Origin of the sequence: Actinobaculum sp. 352, from assembly GCF_003957265.1 — a bacterium.
Taxonomy (GTDB): Bacteria; Actinomycetota; Actinomycetes; order Actinomycetales; family Actinomycetaceae; genus Asp313.
Genome location: NZ_RQSN01000004.1, coordinates 61,358 through 80,670 on the forward strand (window position 1 = coordinate 61,358; position 19,313 = coordinate 80,670).

Here is a 19,313-nt window from a genome sequence, read left to right on the forward strand (position 1 = left end):
GAGGCCAGATCCGGGTGTGGTGTCTGAGAGGCGACCACGGGAGGGTGACGATCGTGCCAAAACCGGCACAAGCCGATTAGTTCACGAATCGAGGTCCGCGCACAAAGTGCCGGGCGTAGCAAGCCATGACGCTTAGTCGATGGTGGGTATGAGGACGAAGACTTCAGGTGAGTTTTCGAGTCGGTCATCCTTGAAGGCCATGCCGGTGGGTGTGAAGTCTCCGGGGACTTGGTAGTACAACCAGCCCTCACCCGTCTCACCCTGTTCAAGCCAGATGACTTGCACGAGGTATTCATCGCCGTGGTAGCCTCCGACACTGACGTAGTGTTCATAGTATGTGCCTTTCGAGGTGCCAACGATGTGCCGTCCGACATCAACATACGGCGATGCTTTGTCGGGGTCGTTGTTGGTGATGCGGAGTTTGACGCCTACCCATTTGTGTCCTTCGATGACCACGGGGTGGTCGGCGGCGGTGAGGATGTCGTTCACATCAGGTGAGTATTCCAAGACTTCGACGGTCCAGCCACCGACTTCTGCTGGGCCGGTCACGGTCGGAGAAGCAGAAGGGGTGGGCGTCACGGTTGGCGTATGACCAGCCGTGGTCGATGGCGCCAATATTGTCGCCTGTGAGGAGGAAATTCCCACTGTTGGCGTGCCAGCTGGTTGCGTGCCAGCCGTGTCCCGTCCGGCGATGACGATCCCGGCGACCACCACCGCCACGACCACGATGCCGCCGATGAGCACCCAGACCCAGCCGTGTGAGTCCCGCCGGGTGGTGGGTGGTGTGGTGGTCGTCTGCGGCGTGCCGTTACTGTTCGTGTGCTGGCGCCTATCCGGGCCGCCGTTTCGCGGGAATGCCTGCGGGCCGTCGGTGGGTGGTGTGGTCATCGTGAGGGTCTTTCTGTCCGAATGTCGGGTTGTCGTGGTGTTGGTGGTGTCGCTCTTCGGGGAAGCGACGCGGCATGCGACCGGTGTGGTGCGTGGGTCGCTCTGGTGTTCTAGTCGGTGGTGGGCATGAGGATGAAGGTTTCGGGTGGGTCGTCGGGGTCGATGCGGTAGTCTTCGAAGGCCATGCCGGTGGGTGTGAAGTCTCCGGGGACTTGGTAGTACAACCAGCCCTCACCGGTCTCGCCTTGGTAGAGTCGCGGGACGCTGACAAGGTATTCATCGCCTTTATAGCCTCCAACGGTCACATAGTGTTCGTAGTATTTGCCTTTCGAGGTGCCCACGATGTGTCGGCCGAGGTCTGTGTATGCTGATGCTTTGTCGGGGTCGTTGTTGGTGATGCGGAGTTTGACGCCGACCCATTTGTGTCCTTCGATGACCACGGGGTGATCGGCGGCGGCGAGGACGTCGTTCACATTAGGTGAGTATTCCAAGATCTCCACCGTCCACCCACCAACCTGAGTCGGCCCGGTGACGGTGGGCGAGGCAGACGCGGCCGGTGTGGCAGTCTCCGTCGGACTGCTGCTGACAGTCGACGGCGTGGCTGCTGTCGATTGCGAGGAGGAGGCTCCCGGCATTGTCGTGCCAGCTGGGTGTGTGCTGGGCGTGTTCCGTCCTGCGATGATGATCCCGGCAACCACCACGGCCACGACCACGATGCCGCCGATGGCTGCCCAGGCCCAACCGTGCGGGCTCGGCCGGGTGGGCGGTGGTGTGGCTGGGTTTCCGGTCGCCTCGGGTGGTTGGCTGCTTGGGGCTGGTGCGAGTGGTGCGGTCATCGTGGGGGTCTTTCTGTTCGAGTCTCGAAATTGTCTTGTTCTCTTCTTGATGGTGGGGCGGTGCCAGGTTCGCATTCATGCGCGAGCTTATACAAGTCGATGCAGGGTTGAAACTCAGCAAGACTTGTACGAACATGCCAGCACGAGCCTCGGGTGTGCACGGCGGTCCGCACGCGTGTGTGCCCCTCGCGTCCGGGTTATCGTCTGCGAGGGGTCGAGGCAGTGTGATGCGTTGTGTCGGTCCTCGGAGGTGTCTAGTTGGTGGTGGGTATGAGGATGAAGGTTTCGGGTGGGTCGTCGGGGTCGATGCGGTAGTCTTCGAAGACCATGCCGGTGGGTGTGAAGTCTCCGGGGACTTGGTAGTACAACCAGCCCTCACCGGTCTCACCCTGGTAGAGTCGCGACACTTTCACAAGGTATTCATCGCCTTTATAGCCTCCAACGTCCATGTAGTGTTCGTAGTATTTACCTTCCGATGTACCTACGATATGGCGGCCGAGGTCTGTGTATGCTGATGCTTTGTCGGGGTCGTTGTTGGTGATACGGAGTTTGACGCCGACCCATTTGTGTCCTTCGATGACCACGGGGTGGTCGGCGGCGGCGAGGATGTCGTTCACATCGGGTGAGTATTCCAGGATCTCCACCGTCCACCCACCAATGTCCGCTGGCCCGGTCACGGTCGGAGAAGCAGACGCCGCCGGTGTGGCAGTCTCCTCCGGACTGCTGCTGACAGTCGACGGCGTGGCTGCTGTTGATTGTGAGGAGGAGACTCCCGGCATTGTCGTGCCAGCTGGTTGTGTGCTGGGCGTGTTCCGTCCGGCGATGACGATCCCGACAACCACCACAGCCACGATGAGGGCGCCGATGGCAGCCCAGGCCCAACCGTGCGGGCCACGCCGGGAGGCGGACGGTGTGGTAGTCGTCTGCGGCGTGCCACTACTGTTCGTGTGCTGGCGTATATCCGGGCTGCCGTTTCGCGGGGAGGCCTGCGGGCCGTCGGTAGGTGGTGTGGTCATGGGGTAGGGTCCTTGTCTTGTGATTGTCGTGGTGTTGGTGGTGTCGCTCTTCGGGGACTGTCTCCACTTATGACCGGTGGGCACCACTTGTGATCGGTGTGGTGCGTGGGTCGCTCTGGTGTTCTAGTTGGTGGTGGGTATGAGGATGAAGGTCTCGGGTGGGTCGGGGTCGGTGCGTTGGTCTTGGAAGCTCATCACGGTGGGGGTGAAGTCGCCGGGGACTTGGTAGTACAACCAGCCCTCACCGGTCTCACCCGGGTAAAGCTGTGGGACAGCGGAGAGGTATTCGTCGCCCATATAGCTGGCGGTCTCCATGTGGTGTTCGTAGTAGGCGCCGTTCGAGATGCCGATAATGTACCGGTCAAGATCAACATACGGATCGGCACGGTCTGCTCCATCATTGGTGATGCGGAGTTTGACGCCGACGTATTTGTGGCCTTCGATGTACACGGGCTGGTCGGCTGCGGCGAGGATGTCGTTAACATCAGGTGAGTATTCCAGGATTTCTACCGTCCATTCCCCGACCTGGGTGGGACCTGTGGATATTGATGCGGACGCAGATGCTGACGGCAGAAACAGGGGTGACACGGTCACTGTCGCCGTAGCGGTGGGCGTGTCGGGTACTGTCGTCCCACTAGATGTGGTCGAGGCTGTCGGTATCAGTGTTGGCGTGCCAGCTGGGTGCGGGTTGGCCGTGTTCCGCCCCGCGATGATGATCCCGGCGATGACGACGGCCACGACCACTAGGGCGCCGAGGAGCGCCCAGGCCCAACCGGGCAGACCACGCCGACCAGTGTTAGTGCGGGTGTTATTAGTCGGGGTGGGGATGTGCGGGTTGTTCTCGGGTGGTGGTGTGCTCATGGTGGGGGTCTTTCTGTTCGACTGTTTGGCTGTGATTCCTCTTGATTGTGACAGATTGGCGCGTGGCGCGCAGTTTCTGACGAGTTTTCATCACCGTTGTCGGGGTGCGACACACGGTGTGAGCTGCACAAACACTTTCAAACGTTGCCCGGCTGAGTGAGCGCGGGTCGTTATTCCGTGTAGACAGGGCTTGGTCTGCCCGGTAGAGTCTGTTGCATCACACGATTCTGGTCCGGGTATCGGGGTGGCTCACCGAGCATTCGCCCCGGCCGGGACACGAGACGAGAGGACAGCAGATGGCAAGCCGAGAGCAACGCGACACCTTGGCGCAGATCGCAACCTTCGACCCGGATGAAGCACAGGACTTGGCCACGGAGCTTGGCCGTGTGAGTCGTGGTTTTGAGGCGTTGCGCGTGAAGATTAATGGGATGTTGAATCCTGATGATTGGGGGATTCGGGGTGCGACGGCGGATGCGATGTTGTCGTCGTTGGAGTGGGTGCGTAACCGGCTGGGCAATCACGCGGATGATACGGAAGCGATGGGCAAGTCGGTTCAAGTGATCGCTGACGTGACGATTCAGGCCCGGGCGGCGCATAAGGAGATCAGCGCGGCCACCGAAGCATCGGATACTGCCTACAAGGTAGAGGTCGCCTCGATTGGCCTGGCAACTAGTACCGTCCCGTCCCCGGTCAATGCAGTCCTTGCCAATGGTGGCATGGAGCACGCCGCACAGGCGCATGAGGCTCGTGATAGTGGGTTTGAGGAGCGGGCGGGGCGGATGGTGGATTATGTGGGTGAGGAAGTCGACCGGGCGATTCGCATGCTCCCCAGGAGTGAGAAGGCGGCTCCACGCTCGTATGTGACCTACACGCCCTCGTCGCCGTCGTTGTCGGGTGTGGATTCGTCGGTGACGGGCCTGCCGAGCGATGGTGGGGCCTCCTATGCGGCCGCGATGGCGGAGGGCCGCCCGACAGACACGGACCCAGACGTGTCGGAGACGGGGTCTGTTGTTCCGTCAGTGGGTGCGATTGCTGCTGGTGTGGGCGTTCCTGGGAGTGCGGCGTGGATGTTTTCGTGGTATGCGGGTGAGCGTGTGGAGGGCATGGTGGGGACTCCGCAAGGCAGGATGATCCGAGCGGACTCGGCGGAAGCACGTTACCTGTATGGTCCGGGTGAGGGTGATTTGATGGACCGTGTCCGGGAAGCCGGACGCCTCTCCTTCCAAGACAACAACCCCTCGGGTGGTGCTGCTGGTGCTGCGGGAACAGCCGGTGCTGCGGCGGGTGTGGCCGGTGTGGCCCGTGGAGCGGCATCTGGTGTGCGGTGGAGTAATGCGCAGCAGATGGGTATGCGCCCCACACGTATCCCCCTGTCGGGCCAACCCCAACAAGGCGCAACCCGCGGCACAGGTGTAAGGGGCGGACAGGCCCAGCAGGCAGGCGCGCGTGGTACCGGTGGTGCGCGTGGCACGGGCCGTGGTACCGGTACGGCCGGCGTCCGGGGCGGTCAGGCGCAGCAGACTGGAGCCCGCAGCACAGGAGTCCGCGGCACAGGCGTAAGGGGCGGCCAGGCCCAGCAGACTGGCCGTGGCACAGGTGTTCGTGGTGGTCAGGTGCAGCAGTCTGGTGTGCGTGGTGCCGGGGGTGTGCGTGGTGCTGGTCGTAAGAAGAGGGATGAGCGGGAGCGGAGGTGGAGTCCGGAGGTGTGGTGTGCTATGCGTGGTCGGGAGGTTCCGGATCCGCAGGAAGAGGAGCGTCGCAAGGAGGAGGCGCTCAAGCGGTTGGATGCGGTGTGGTTGAGTCGTCATGGTGCGGAGAGTGTGCGTGAGCGTGAGCGGCGTGAGGCCGAGGAGGCTACTCGCCGGGAAATGTTCTCCCGGCCCCTGCTGTACTGGCGAGAGCCCCGCGAGAAGGGTGAAGGTCAATGACAGCTGTGCGTCGTGTTCACGCTGCCAGGTGCCTGTTTCCAGGTGTGAGCTTCACACCAGTTGCACGGCTGGTTGATCCGACCGTGCGGGGACGACCACCGTACGTGTGGTCGCGTGGGGTGTGCGGCATGCTGGTCTTGTGGCTTGATGGGTGGTGGCTATCCCGGGTGTGGGGTGGACGTTGACGTTGAGCATGGGCGTGCCTGGTCGACCGAACGGGTGGATCGAGGAGCGAGGAGAACTGCTGTGCGGCGGCCGTCGTTTTGGGCGGCGTAATAGTTCAGACAATGGCGAGATACTCTCAGGAATCTAGAGGGAAGGAGACGAACCAGTGAGTATTGAGTTTGATCGTGACGCGGTCGGGGTGCAGGCGCAGGCCCGGTGGGAGGATGCGGCGGAGTTTGGCCGGTTGACAGGGTTTGTGCGGGGTATGCAGGTACGCCGGTGTGTGTCACAGTTGCCGGCCCATGTGAGTTCGGCTGGTAGCAGCGAGTTACGGTCGGCGTTACGGGAGTTTAAGAACGATATGGAGGACGTGTTGGGTGAGTTTTCGGATACGTGTTCGATGCTCGGGTCGGGGGCCAAAGACGCTGCTGGCGATTTTGATGACTCGGAGAGGTTGAGTGCGGCGCAGTTTGAAGAGATGAACGCTCTATTGGGTGGAGGGCAGGACTTGTGAGGCACCACAGTGTGACTGGAGAACTGGTGCGGGGAAGAGTTCCGGGCAGGCCTGTGCGGCTTGTGAGGCCTGTGCGGCCTGATGGTGTGGCCACGCGTGTGGTTGCTGTGGTGTGTGGGGGTGTGTTGTGAAGGGTGAGGATGTGTTTTCGTTGCCGCCGGATACGTCCGGGGCGTGTTGTGAGGTGGCAGACCAGTTTGGTGGTGTGGGTGGTCAGGTACAGACCACGCAGGTGGCGATGATGTCGACCACGGGTGTGCCGGGCTGGTTGGGTGAGTCGGCGACGGCGTATCTGGATCAGGTGTGCCGGTTGAAGGGTATTGCGCAGGATGTCAGTGGCGTGTTGATGGATGTGGCCCGTCCGCTCAAGGAGTATGGGGAGAAGGTTCGGGAGACGAGAGAGTCGATCAAAGTCCTCTGGCAAGACTATGACGATGCGTATGCCGCCTACGAGAGGAAGATGCACGACTTGCAGCAGGAGCGGGTTGACTTTGCGCGGACGGGCATTGGCCCGATGTCGGATTACGATATCGACCGGGCGGAGCAGTCCTGTCAGGAGGAGTGGGAGGCGACTCAGGCAGAGTTGCGTCGTACCCATCAAGGGTATTTGGAGGCGTTGGATGAGCAGGCGCGAGTCATAGCGGTGCAGATCACAGCGATTAAGGACCGTCTGTTTGACATGTCGAAACCGCATGGCACGCGGGAGGAGATCGGTGTGAACCTGTTCGGCGATCTCGACCTGATCGCCGTACAAAACGAGATGAACCACGCCGCCCAGATCGCACCAGAAATGGCCGCCATCATCACCAACCCCAACCCCACCCCCGAAGACCTCGAAGAATTCTGGAACCAATACGGCGACGAACTCGGCAACCCCTTCGTCACCAACATGCTCCTCACCCACGTCTCAGCAGACGACATCCTGAACTTCTCCGTGCGCGTGGATGATGTTCTTGGTGATGGTGAGTTGCATGACGACATACTTCGCGGAGTCGGCACGACCATCGCTCTTGGTACCGGCGGAATGAACCTCGACGGAGACCACGTCGAGCAACAGGCCCTCCTAGAACAATACCGCGACCAGATCAACCTCAAGCCAGGACTGCCACTGACGACCCGAACGAACAGTTTCCTGGAGGAACTGAAAAATGCCGGTGACCGGGCATTTAGGATTCCGGATACCGCAAAGTCACATTACAACCCCTATATTCATACCTCTGGCGTTCCGGACCGGATCGGAGGTTTCGATCTGATCTCCCAACTGCTGGGCGAAGCTGGCCGCGAGAATCCGAATCTCACCCTCGGTTCGGGATTCTTCACCAGTACATCTGGCGAGGGGTTGTCCGTCGCCGAGAAAATGGTGATGTGGGACGCAGAGAGATTCCCGCATTCAGCTGCCGCAAACTACACGGATACAGACTCCTTGTTCAGCTCGGATGGGACCATGCGTGATCCGATGCATGCCATCTATACGCTCATGGACTGCCCCGAAGCCCTGGATCCGCAAATCCTGGACCAACAGGGAACGACGGCGGACCCCGTGTTGGCTGCGGCGGACCGAGTACGCTTAGATTCCGTGCAGGAGTTCCTGACGAGTACGACGCCAGCAGGTATGGATGTCAATCATGACGGCGTCGTCGATAGCAACGACGAGGCGATGGATATGACCCGGTACCTCACCGGCGGTCGCGTCTTGGCAGATCACTATTTCGGCTTCCAAGATGGCGGAGAACAGTTCGGCAAAGTGATTCAGCAGGCCTCCATGCCGGAACCTGCTCCAGACCGATCGCAGGTCAGCACGGAGGAATGGGAGGAATGGGATGCGCGTGATGAAAGGGCCACCCGTATAGCCGGGAATTTCCTCATCGGCTACCAGGATGGTCTAGACGTTCTCAACTCCACGGATGATATCGATGTTCCGAAGGATGATCTCGACGATAGCTACGTTGTGGACGGCGAGGATGTCTTTGGGAACACGAATCCTCATCTGCGCTGGTGGTCAAGCCTGATCTTGACACCCCATGTCGAGGGCCTAACAGATTCTCTAAAGGATCCGCTCTCTTCAGATGAGGAATTGGTCGTCGGTCCCGGCATCGGTGACCACCACACGTTTGCATTCTCCGGCGACGTGCGAACAAGACTGTTGGGTCATAACGGTTATTTCGTCGATATCGGGAACGACGCTCCCATGGAAGATGCAGGCGAGGATACAACGAACGGCAACGGGCGCAGGTCAGATCGCGCTCCGGCCGTTTATATCCTGCTCACGGCCGCACAAGCAGAGTCCATGCGTGATTTGAACGGGTCCTTGGACGGGACGATTAATTTCGATCTTGATCAGGTCATCGCACGTTGGACTCCATTGGAAGAGGCATTGTTCACCGCGCAGCCCGATGCGGAGGATCGGCAGAGCCAGTTGCTGGATCAAATGAATACCAACGAGAGGGAATTCCAAGAGAAGATCTTCGACCTACATCCAATCAAGTACTTACTTGACGATCCCGTGTTCGAATGGGCGTATGACGCTGCCGACACTCTCATTGTCGAGCCGACTCTCGATGCCATCTACCCCACCGATACGGTCACGCTCGGCAACCAATCGCTAGCGCACGGTGACCTGGAGACGCATCTGAAGGACGCCACCTACGAGGCCATTAGCACCCACGGCTCTTTTGAAAACGCCTCCCAGTCTCCAGCCGAATTCTGCGCACGAAACGATGCCAAGTACAGCTTTGTTGACGTTGACGGGTCGGTCCTGCCGTACCACGACATGAATGATGGTCAACGAAAAGCCTTTGACACGTATCTGCAAAGCGAGTCCAACACGCTCTACTACGATTCTGCAATCAATTCCGCGGGAGGCGCGATTGGTGAGGCCAATCGCGTTCACCACAATGCCTATTCCCAAACAGGCGCAAAACGGGACAGCTAATGACTATTGCTCGGTCTCTGCACCGCGGGAAAACCGAACGTACCGCTTTTCTTCTTGCCACCCTCTTGCTCCTCGCAACTGGTTGCTCTCCTGACGCTCCGGCGTCCAATGTAGTTTCGCCAACCGTGTCGGCGACTGCATCGGTACAATCAACCTTTGTAGCAGCGCAAGACGAAGCGGATGTGATGCGCGCAGAGATTCCGGAAGCCCTGACGGAAGTAGATACAGCTACGCCGGACTTCCTTGCCTCCATGGATGGCACCACAGGCTTCTCATCCGCAAGCATCCGCGCCTTGCGTTTCAGCCCTAGAACCATTGCAATGGATAGAAACATAAGGCGTGATGAGCCAGACACCTACGATCTCGACCTCCTGATCGGAACCCAGCTCGACAGTCTGTTGTCCGACAGTCGGATCAGTTCGTTTACTCTTCTTCCCGCCCGCACGATCGGTGGCGCACCCGCACGAGGCTACACCTACATCCGCATCTCCGACGGACTGCCAACCCGATACGAAGCATGGCAGGTAGGCAGGCGTGATGGCTTGTGGGATATCACGTTGAACTCTGCGCCCGGCGAGACCGAGCTCCCGCCCGAACTCGACGGTATCCTCGATACCATCACTTGGACCGACGCTCCCGCCCCAAGCGCACCCTCCACCTAAACCTAGGTGCAAGACAAAGACGCCCCCATACCCGGATCTACAGAGAACATAGGAAGTAATCGCCCCCGGAGAGGCACGGAAGGAGAACAGCATGGCACATAGCAGAAGGCCAGAGCGGAACACTGCACGGTTCCCCACCGCGCGACCTTCTGCGATTCTTCATGACAGCTCTGCTAATCGTCTCGTAGTCCTCCGGTCTGCAGATCTCACCAGATTTAAGGCCATCCAACTCGCCATCCTTCTACTCCTGGCAGCTGGCTGCACTGCTCACGTACCGGCGTCCAATGTAGTTTCGCCAGCCCTGTCGGAGACTGCGTCGGTACAGTCAACCTTTGTCGCAAAGCAAGACGAAGCAGATCTGATGCGTGCAAAGGCGCCGGAGGGATGGACAGAACTACCCGTGGATGACACGGCCCCACTGGACTACCTGGCATCCAGGGATGGCACGACAGGATTCTCAACCGCAAGCATCCGCGCCTGGCGTTTTGCACCTGAAATCATTGCAAACCGTAGGAATATAACCCTCGACGAGCCAGACAGTTATGATCTTGACCTCTTGATCGGTAACTGGCTCCACGGCATGCTGGCCGACAGTCGAGTGAGTTCGTTTTCTCTACTTCCTGCCCGCACCATTGGTGGCGCACCCGCACGAGGCTACACTTACATCCGCGTCTCGGATGGACTGCCAACCCGATACGAAGCGTGGGAGGTAGGCAGGCGTGATGGCTTGTGGGATATCACGTTGAACTCTGCCCCCGGCGAGACTGAGCTCCCGCCCGAACTCGACGGCATCCTCGATACCATCACCTGGACAGACGCCCCCACCCCAAGCACTCCACCCACATGAGGCATACTGGTGGCGGTAACGTACACAGCGTCACTCTGATCCATAGGCATATGACGCGAAGCATACCGGCCACCACATCCGCTTATGACCCACCGCAGAAAGGCCACTTGGACATGAGATCTCAGCCGCACGGCAGAAGCCCGTTTGCCCGCACCAGTAAACGGCACCACAGTCACAGGGGCGCCTTCCGAGCGGCCGCCGTCGCAGGCGCACTGTTCATCCTCGCTGGATGTGTCCCCGGCCAACCAACCGGTGACGGCACCACTCTGCAGACCCCCTCGCCCGAAGAAACAGTGTTTTTCACTGAAACGGAAGTCGCGGACATCATGGACGGCGACGAACCAGCCGGGTGGACCGAGACCGTTGACGAGTCGAAAACAGGCCTGGAGTACTTGGCTTCCGAAAACGGCGGCGTCGGCTTTGACTCCGCCTCTATCCGAGCCACCCGCATCGCGCCCAGCGTATTGGACGCAACCGGATACAGGTACGCAGGTCAAGCCGATACATACAGTTTCAACAGAGTCTTCCAAACCTGGTACCGAGAGATGGATCGTTCCAGCTCGCATCAGGAACTCGAAGAACTCGACTACCGCACCGTCGATGGAAGCCCTGCCCGCGGTTACACCTACGTGGACACAACCGACGAGGCGGCCCCCACCCGCTATGAGATCTGGCTCGTCGCCCGCCGTGACGGCGTCTGGCGCATCACCATCACCTCCACACCCGGACAACGGGACTTGCCCGAAGGTTTCACCGAGTCCTTCCTGGACTCCATCACCTGGACCGCGCCGACGGAATAGCCAGGCGCCTCATCCACCGGTGAGCCTTCTTCGACGGCGCCCACGCACCCCGATGGGCCGCCTTCAGCGCCGCTTCCTACGCCCACGCACCCCGATGGGCCGCCTTCAGCGCCGCTTCCTACACCCACGCACCCCGATGGGCCTGCACCTGATAGGTCCCTTTCAGCGCCGCTTCCTCCGTTCGCGCACCCGCACCGAAATCTCGATCGGTGTGCCACTGAACCCGAAAGTCTGCCGCAGGCGGTTCTCGATGAAGCGCCGATACCCGGCTTCCAGGAAGCCGGTCGCAAACAGCACGAAGCGTGGCGGCTGCGTAGAGGGCTGCGTCGCGAACAGAATACGTGGCTGTTTGCCTCCCCGCACCGGATGGGGATGCTCCGCCGCTAACTCCCCCAAGAACGAGTTCAACCGCCCGGTGGGAATCCGCCGGTTCCAAGACTCGAGTGCAGAGTCCATGGCCCGGGTCAGTCGATTCGTATGCCAACCGGTCGATGCGGAAAGATTCACCCGCTCCGCCCACGGAATCTGCACCAGTTCCCGTTCCAACTCGCGGTCAAGTTCCTGCCGGCGCTCGTCGGAAACCAGATCCCACTTGTTACACACGATGACGAGAGCCCGCCCGGCGTCGATCACCTGCTGCATGACCCGAATGTCTTGCTCGGTCAGCGGCTCCGAGGCATCAATGAGCACCAGCCCCAGTTCGGCTTTTTCCAGCGCTGCCTGCGTTCGCAACGAGGCATAGAAGTCCGCTCCGTGTGTCTGGTGCACCCGGCGGCGAATCCCAGCAGTATCCACGAATGTCCACTGCCGACCATCAAGCATGATGATCTCATCAACCGGGTCACGTGTAGTACCTGCTGTGGAATCAACCACCACCCGCTCGGCGCCGGCAAGCTGATTCAACAAGGACGACTTGCCAACGTTCGGTCGACCCACTAGGGCGATACGCCGCGGACCGCCGCTCACCCGTTCCTGGCCATGCGCGGATTCCTGCGGTAGCACCCGCATCGCCGATTCCAGTAGCTCGCCTATCCCCCGGCCATGCATCGCCGAAATAGGATGGGGCTCTCCCAATCCCAGACCCCACAGCACCGCGGCGTCCGATTCTAGTAGCGGCGAATCGACCTTGTTTGCCGCCAGCACAATCGGCCGCTTTGCCCGGCGCAGTAGCCGCACGATCTGCTCGTCCGTATCCGTCATGCCGGTGGTCGCGTCAACCACCAGAATGATTGCGTCCGCGCCTTCGATCGCCAGCTCCGCCTGCCGAGCAACCGCTGCATCAAGCCCGGCGACGTCGATTTCCCAGCCGCCGGTATCCAGCAGCATGAATTCACGCCCGTTCCATTCCGCTGGATAGGACACACGGTCGCGTGTCACGCCGGGAGTGTCCTGCACAACGGCCACCCGCCGTCCGACAATTCGATTCACCAGCGTTGACTTGCCGACGTTCGGTCGCCCGACCACTGCAAGAACCGGCAAACGTTGCGCCTGCTCGGATGAGGCAACGGCTTCTTCACCGGCCAGTACAGCCAGGTCATCGTCGCTGAGCTCATATGCCTCCAGACTGGCGCGTAGCACCTCCTCGCGAAGCATATCGTCCGCGAGATCCGTTACATCATCGGCGCCCTCCGGCATTCCACCGTCCCAGGCGTCGCTGCCATTACCTACGGCGTCGTCGCTCATCGTGCCTCCTCCGGAACCAGCGAAATAATGGCCGCCACGACCTCGTCAATCCCCAAGGTTGAAGAATCGATCATTGTCACGCCATCCCGCGCGGTCATGAACTCTGAGACGGTGGAATCCTCACTGTCGCGCCGCACCACCTCATCGCGGGTCGCCTCTAGGGCTGCCGCATCCGCCGAGCCGCGAGTCTCTAAGGCCCGGCGTGCCAGGCGTGCCTCTTCCGAAGCGGTGAGGAGCACTCTTACCTCCGCATCCGGGGCAACCACAGTAGTGATGTCTCGTCCTTCCGCCACGATGCCATGCCGGGCGCCGACAATCAGCTCGCGTTGGCGCCGCACCAGCTCGGCCCGCACATCCAGATTAGTGGCCACTTTCGAAACGATACGGGAAAGTTCCGGAGCACGGATCGCCTCGGTAATATCCTCCCCGGCGCATACGATCCGCTGCGCCATGGGACTCAGCGGCATCTCCAGAGGCATTCGCCGCGTTGCCTCAACCACAGCCTCGTGATCGTCGAGGTCAATCCCCTCTCGCTCACACCACCAGGTAGCAGCCCGGTACATGGCACCCGTATCCAGGTAGCTTAATCCCAACTGGCTGGCGACCTGCCGGGAAACTGTTGATTTCCCAGACCCGGACGGCCCGTCCACCGCAATGACAATACGCATCTTCTGCTCTCCCCCTTCGAGGATGACCTCCCAGCCTCGCTGCTCCAAGCAACGTGCCAGACGTTCCGCTTCGCCCGGAACCACCGCTAGCGAGGCCCGTCCAACGGGCGCCCCCACCGAATGCTCCAGTTGCAAATCCTCAATGTTGACACCGATTTCGCCGACCTCGGTGAACAGCCGCCCCAGTTCTCCCGGTCGATCCGGCACGAGCGCAACCACCTCCCGGTAACGCCGCGGTGCACCGCCGTGTTTTCCCGGAATACGCGCAACGCCATCATTGCCGTGCCCTATTACGCGGGAGATTCCGGCCAGCACTCCCGGAGCTAGCGGATCATCCACGCCCGGCTCCAAGGCGCGAATCAGCCCTTGCAACTCCCGTTGGATGGAGCTCAGCACACCACCGACCGCCTGGGCATTGCCGGCAATAATCGTTGCCCACAGACGAGGATCCGATGCGGCTACGCGGGTCACATCCCGCAGCCCCTGCCCGGCCAGCTCTAGTGCCTCCACCGGCGTGTCACGCAGTGCGCTAGCCACCAGCGACGACATGAGTTGCGGCATATGCGACACCGCGGCCACTGAGCGATCATGCTCCCGTGGCTCCATTTCCACCGGTAGTGCTCCCGTATCCAGGGCGACCTGCTTGACAAGGGCCAGAGCCTCCACATCGGTGGCCGATGTCGGTGTTAACACCCAAGGCCGCCCGATGAATAGGTCCGCATCGGCGGCGATCGCGCCCGAACGCTCCTTTCCCGCCATGGGGTGAGAGCCAACGTAACGGGATTCGCCGGGATGACCCGCAACCTCGGCAACAACGCGCTCCTTCACGGACGACACGTCGGTGATCACCGCCGTCGGAAAGCGATCCAGGGCGGCACGCACCACATCAGCGGCGCTGTCCGGCGGAGTGGCGACGACGACGAGTAGCGGTTCCGGGGAATCGGCGTCCGCAATCGCACCCGCGCCCAGATCGCGCGCCAGAGCCTGCGCGGCGGGCCAGGTGTCCTCCAGTTGCACCTCAACACCTAAGCTGCGTAGGCGCAACCCAAGGGAGGCACCGAGCAGCCCGGTACCGATGATTCGAACTGGAGAAGGCGCCATCGTTAAATCCCCGCCGCCACGACCATCGCTACATTCCCACCATGCGCATCAGCGCACCGAGTTCACTGCCCGCCACGATCCGCGTCTTTCCCGGCTTTAGACGGCCCGCCTCAATATTGCCGAACCGGGTGCGTACCAGCTCCATCACGGGGTGCCCGACCTCATCCATCATCCGGCGCACGATCCGATTCCGCCCCGAATGCAGCGTTATCTCGACAATCGAGTTCCGACGCGCAGATTCGCGCAGTACGAATTTGTCGACGCTGATCGGTCCATCTTCCAGCGTGATTCCCTGCTCCAACACGCGCCCCAAACCGCGCGTCACGGTGCCTTCCACTCGCGCCACGTACGTCTTCGGCACTTTGTAGGAGGGATGGGTTAAGCGATGCGTCAGTTCGCCATCATTGGAGAGCAGAAGGATGCCTTCCGTATCTTGGTCCAATCGGCCAACGTGGAACAGACGTTCCGGACGATCAGCCACGTACTGTGCCAGGCCGGGACGTCCGCGCGCATCCTCCTCTTCCATCGTGCACACAACCCCCGGCGGCTTGTACAACGCCAGGGTCACCAAAGACTTATCCAGTTGCAGCGGGGTACCATCCACGTGGATGGTGACTTCCTGTGGGTCCACACGCATGCCGAGCGCGGTGACCACCTCGCCATTGACGGTCACGCGACCCTGCGAGATGAGGTTTTCACACAGACGGCGCGACCCTACTCCGGCATGAGCCATAATCTTCTGCAGGCGCTCCCCCTGCGGGTTGTAAAGATCGCTCATGGCAAGTCCTTCTCCACATCCTCAAGTTCATCGGCCTCCGGCAAATACGGCGCAAGCGGCGCTAGTTCCGCGATGGAGTTCATACCCATAACCTCCAAGAAATACGGAGTCGTGCCGTACAGAATTGCGCCCGTTGCAGCGGTGGTTCCTGTTTCTTCCACCAGTCCTCGCGTGACCAACGTCCGGACCACGGAATCCACGTTTACGCCGCGCACGGCGGCTACCTGCGCGCGGGTGACCGGCTGCCGGTAGGCTATCACCGCCAGGGTCTCCAAGGCGGCCTGAGACAGTTTACCGGATTGGTCCGCCACAACATAGGCGGCAACAATATCCGCAAAGCGCGGTCGCGTGTACAAACGCCACCCGCCACCGGCCTCCCGTAGGTCAAAGCCGCGCACACGCCCCTCGCCGTCGCCGGCATACTCCCGCGCCATCTCACGCAGCAGTGCATCCGTGTATGCCTCGGATGCCCCGATGGCTCCCGCCAGGTTCACCAACGGCATCGGCTCCGCCGCGATCAGCAGCAGTGCTTCAAGGGCGCCACAGGCATCATCGTGCTCCGGCTCCCCTGTTTCAGGCACGCCCACTACTTCCGCTTCAGTCACCGTCCTGCCCTTCCTGCATAGCCTTCCCTATTTTTTGTCTTTTCTTCCTTGACGGTCGCAGTCTCCGTACCCACGCCATCCGCTCCGTCGTCGGACGCGGCGGTGATCAGCAGCGGGCCGAGCGGTTCTTCCTGGCTCACACTGATATCACGTGCGCGCAGTAACTCCAGCACCGCCATGAACCGCGCCACCACCGTCGGAACATTCGGGGCGTTAGCACATAGCGAGGCAAAGCTGACCGGATCACCCGGCACGAGCCGCTCACGCAGGTAGCTGATCTGCGTGGATACCGGTACCAGCGGGTCATGCAAATGGTCCAAGAGCAGCCGGGGTTCTTTGTGGCTTCGCGACATCGCCATGGCCGCCAACAATGCTAGGTCGGCCACGCCAATCCCTACATGTACTTCGGGCAAGGCCCGCGCATACTGCTCCTCCAAGGGCACGCGCCGCGGTACCGAGCGCGACTCTCGCGCCATACGAGCCGCGAAGTCTCCCGCGACCTCCTTGTACGCGCGGTACTGCAGGAGTTTCGCGAACAGCAGGTCACGCTGTTCAAGCAGTTCCAGATCCTCGGGCTCCTCCTCGCCACGCGGCAGCAACCGTGCCGCCTTCAAATCCAGCAGAGTTGCCGCAACGACGAGGAACTCGCTGGCCTCCGACATATCAAAGTCGCGTTGCGAGCGAATGAAGGCAATAAACTCGTCGGTAACCTCGGCCAGCGCCACCTCGGTAATATCGAGACGCTTGCGGGCGACTAATGACAGCAGAACGGAGAACGGGCCCGAAAACACGTCCAGTTCGACGGCGAAGGCCTGTTCGCCCTTCGAATCAATCGGGAAAAGCTCGTCCATCACGGGCATTGCCCGCGCGCCACGAGTTCGCGCGCCAGGCGACGATAGGAGGCGGCACCGGAATGCGTCGGCGCGTACTCGGTGATCGGAACCGCCGCGATGGTGGCATCGGGGAACTTTACGGTGCGGGAGATGTACGTCGAGTAGACCTTGTCGCCGAATCCTTCACGTACGGACTTGATCACTTCCCGCGAATGCAGGGTACGCATGTCCACCATGGTCAGCAGCACACCGTCGATCTGCAGGCGCGGGTTCAGCCTGTCTTGTACACGTTCAATCTGCTCGGTCAGCAGCGCCACGCCACGCATGGCGAAATACTCCGCCTCCAGCGGGATAATCACTCCATGCGCCGCAGTTAAGGCATTCACCGTGAGGAGCCCAAGAGACGGCTGGCAGTCGATAATGATGAGATCGTAGTCGTCCATCACCGGGCGCAGCACTCGGGTCAGCGCCTGTTCCCTGGCCACTTCGTTGATAAGAACGATTTCCGCCGCCGACAGGTCGATATTGGCCGGCACAAGATCCAGATTCTCCGCCGACGTCGGCTGAATGACCGCTTTCACGTCGGGCTTGGATGCAACGAGCTCGTTGTAGATTGTTCGCTCCAGCGCGCGGGCATTCACCCCTAGGCCCGCGCTGGCCGCACCCTGCGGATCAAAGTCGACCACAAGTACCTTCCGGCCGTACTCCGCAAAAGCAGCGGCGAGGTTGATCGTCGTCGTCGTTTTTCCGACGCCGCCCTTCTGATTCGACATCGCAATGATGCGCGCCGGTCCATGCGATGCCAGCGGAGCCGGCTCCGGGAAGTCCTGGCCGGCATAGTCGGGGATGAGGGCGTCTTGTTCGATCACGGTCCTAGCCTACCTAACACAGCGGCCAAGGGGGTTTAAGACGCCGCGATACTACAGCATTCCAGGGGGCTAACTCCGCGCCATGGTTAGGGTGTCGCAGCGAGTGAACCTGCCACGCTACGACATCGCCCCAGTTGCTTCAACGTCCCACCACACCGCTACTTCAGCCGTCGGCTCAGCTCGCTGCTCCGATGTACCCGCTCCGCATGGTCCTTCACGACAGCGCACGCGGATGTGCTGCAGCGTACACCTCCCGTACCGTATCGCGGGTAACCAAGGTGTAGATCTGCGTCGTCGTCACGGAGGAATGCCCCAGCATCTCCTGGACAACGCGTACATCCGCGCCGCCCTGGAGCAAGTGCGTGGCAAATGAATGCCGCAGACTGTGCGGAGACACCCGCCCGGCCAATCCTGCTCGCTCAGCGGCTTGCTGCACAATGGTCCACGCGCTTTGCCGCGAGAGCGGCCGACCACGAGTATTCAAGAAAAGGATGGGGGTGCCCGCGCCATGCCTCGCCAGCGCTGGCCGTCCGCGCACGGTGTAAGCCTCAAGCGCTGAAATGGCATAGCTTCCCAGAGGTAGCAGGCGTTCCTTCCGCCCTTTTCCGAACAGGCGGATCACCTTGGTTTCCGTATCAATATCGTCAGCGGTCAGCCCGACTGCCTCAGAGATACGAGCACCAGTTCCGTACAAGACCTCTAGCAGCGCTCTATCGCGCAGTGACACCGGAGTGTCCCGAACGCTGGCGGCCTCGATGAGGCAGCTTACTTCCTCAACCGACAGAGCCTTGGGGAGCCTCCGCGGAAGTTTGGGAGGCCGCACATCACGGGCCGGATTATCCGGCGTCGTTCCCTCGTCAAACAGGAAGCGATGAAAGGAACGCGCCGCCGTCATCGAGCGTGCCACCGACGATGGCGCCATTGCGGCCAGAACATCGGCGAAGGAGGCAACATCCTCCCGCGTCACCGCTGCCGGGCCGCTGATTCCCCTGCTCTCCAGGTGCCGTACGTACTTCTCCAGATCACGTCGGTATGCAGCGAGGGTATTCTCCGAGAGCGAACGTTCAACCGCGAGATGCGCAAGGTACTGCCGAGCCGCCCGCGCTAAGGCGCCCGATCCGGGAAGCTTCTCATTCGCCATGATGCCATTTATTCTAGGTGGGCGGCCATCCCGCCAACCACGACCCACGCGGTTCCGCGAGAATGGCTCGATCTGCGCGCATCGGCCCTCCCCGTCTTGTGCCACCCCACCGAACACCTCTGATCACGGCACCGGGTAGTCACCAACTGCACCCGTGTCACTCGTCGGGCGATTTCAAGCCAGTTG

The 19,313-nt window shown here is 61.1% G+C and carries 17 protein-coding genes; 6 read left to right on the forward strand and 11 right to left on the reverse strand.

The window, feature by feature from the left end:
• Positions 1-132: 132 nt before the first annotated feature.
• The 4 genes from EKN07_RS05450 to EKN07_RS05465 all read right to left on the reverse strand — a co-directional run bounded on the left by EKN07_RS05450 (position 133) and on the right by EKN07_RS05465 (position 3,601).
• A complete protein-coding gene (locus tag EKN07_RS05450) occupies positions 133-888 on the reverse strand; it encodes a hypothetical protein (protein ID WP_126145832.1) in 756 nt (251 codons plus the stop codon).
• A 110-nt stretch (positions 889-998) separates the two neighbouring features.
• A complete protein-coding gene (locus EKN07_RS05455) occupies positions 999-1,724 on the reverse strand; it encodes a hypothetical protein (protein WP_126145833.1) in 726 nt (241 codons plus the stop codon).
• Positions 1,725-1,978: 254 nt separating this feature from the next.
• Complete coding sequence (locus EKN07_RS05460) at positions 1,979-2,740, reverse strand: hypothetical protein (protein ID WP_126145834.1); 762 nt, start codon at positions 2,738-2,740, stop codon at positions 1,979-1,981.
• 123 nt (positions 2,741-2,863) lie between these two features.
• Positions 2,864-3,601: a hypothetical protein gene (locus tag EKN07_RS05465; RefSeq protein ID WP_126145835.1), complete on the reverse strand. Its 738-nt coding sequence runs from the start codon at positions 3,599-3,601 to the stop codon at positions 2,864-2,866.
• Between the two features lie 296 nt (positions 3,602-3,897).
• Between EKN07_RS05465 and EKN07_RS05470 the strand changes: the two genes are divergently transcribed.
• From EKN07_RS05470 to EKN07_RS05495, 6 genes are all read left to right on the forward strand, one after another.
• Positions 3,898-5,529, forward strand: a complete 1,632-nt coding sequence (locus EKN07_RS05470; protein WP_126145836.1) for a hypothetical protein — start codon at positions 3,898-3,900, stop codon at positions 5,527-5,529.
• A 331-nt stretch (positions 5,530-5,860) separates the two neighbouring features.
• Positions 5,861-6,208 (forward strand): hypothetical protein, encoded by a 348-nt coding sequence (locus tag EKN07_RS05475; protein ID WP_126145837.1) that lies wholly within the window; start codon positions 5,861-5,863, stop codon positions 6,206-6,208.
• Between the two features lie 184 nt (positions 6,209-6,392).
• Positions 6,393-9,140: a hypothetical protein gene (locus EKN07_RS05480; protein ID WP_126145838.1), complete on the forward strand. Its 2,748-nt coding sequence runs from the start codon at positions 6,393-6,395 to the stop codon at positions 9,138-9,140.
• Complete coding sequence (locus tag EKN07_RS05485; protein ID WP_126145839.1) at positions 9,140-9,802, forward strand: hypothetical protein; 663 nt, start codon at positions 9,140-9,142, stop codon at positions 9,800-9,802. The genes EKN07_RS05480 and EKN07_RS05485 overlap by 1 nt, the downstream gene beginning before the upstream one ends.
• 361 nt (positions 9,803-10,163) lie before the next feature.
• On the forward strand, positions 10,164-10,649 hold the full coding sequence (locus EKN07_RS05490; RefSeq protein WP_125482475.1) for a hypothetical protein: 486 nt from the start codon (positions 10,164-10,166) through the stop codon (positions 10,647-10,649).
• A gap of 113 nt (positions 10,650-10,762) precedes the next feature.
• Positions 10,763-11,449, forward strand: a complete 687-nt coding sequence (locus EKN07_RS05495) for a hypothetical protein (protein WP_125482476.1) — start codon at positions 10,763-10,765, stop codon at positions 11,447-11,449.
• A 162-nt stretch (positions 11,450-11,611) separates the two neighbouring features.
• Here EKN07_RS05495 and der read toward each other — a convergent pair whose 3' ends face one another.
• The 7 genes from der to xerD all read right to left on the reverse strand — a co-directional run bounded on the left by der (position 11,612) and on the right by xerD (position 19,127).
• The gene (der, locus tag EKN07_RS05500; RefSeq protein WP_240611481.1) at positions 11,612-13,084 is read right to left on the reverse strand and encodes a ribosome biogenesis GTPase Der; all 1,473 of its coding nucleotides are present in this window, start codon (positions 13,082-13,084) and stop codon (positions 11,612-11,614) included.
• Positions 13,085-13,128: 44 nt separating this feature from the next.
• A complete protein-coding gene (locus EKN07_RS13185; protein ID WP_126145840.1) occupies positions 13,129-14,901 on the reverse strand; it encodes a prephenate dehydrogenase in 1,773 nt (590 codons plus the stop codon).
• 28 nt (positions 14,902-14,929) lie between these two features.
• Positions 14,930-15,679, reverse strand: a complete 750-nt coding sequence (locus EKN07_RS05510) for a pseudouridine synthase (RefSeq protein WP_108715934.1) — start codon at positions 15,677-15,679, stop codon at positions 14,930-14,932.
• Entirely contained in the window at positions 15,676-16,260 is a 585-nt protein-coding gene (gene scpB / locus EKN07_RS05515) for an SMC-Scp complex subunit ScpB (protein ID WP_277600502.1), read from the reverse strand. Before scpB ends, EKN07_RS05510 begins: the two co-directional genes overlap by 4 nt.
• Positions 16,261-16,280: 20 nt before the next feature.
• Positions 16,281-17,135 carry a ScpA family protein gene (locus tag EKN07_RS05520; RefSeq protein ID WP_108716699.1) on the reverse strand — a complete coding sequence of 285 codons (855 nt, stop codon included), beginning with the start codon at positions 17,133-17,135 and terminating at the stop codon, positions 16,281-16,283.
• Positions 17,135-17,986, reverse strand: coding sequence for an AAA family ATPase (locus tag EKN07_RS05525; protein ID WP_240611223.1), 852 nt, complete (start codon positions 17,984-17,986; stop codon positions 17,135-17,137). Before EKN07_RS05525 ends, EKN07_RS05520 begins: the two co-directional genes overlap by 1 nt.
• Before the next feature lie 214 nt (positions 17,987-18,200).
• Positions 18,201-19,127: a site-specific tyrosine recombinase XerD gene (gene xerD, locus EKN07_RS05530; RefSeq protein WP_126145841.1), complete on the reverse strand. Its 927-nt coding sequence runs from the start codon at positions 19,125-19,127 to the stop codon at positions 18,201-18,203.
• Positions 19,128-19,313 lie beyond the last annotated feature (186 nt).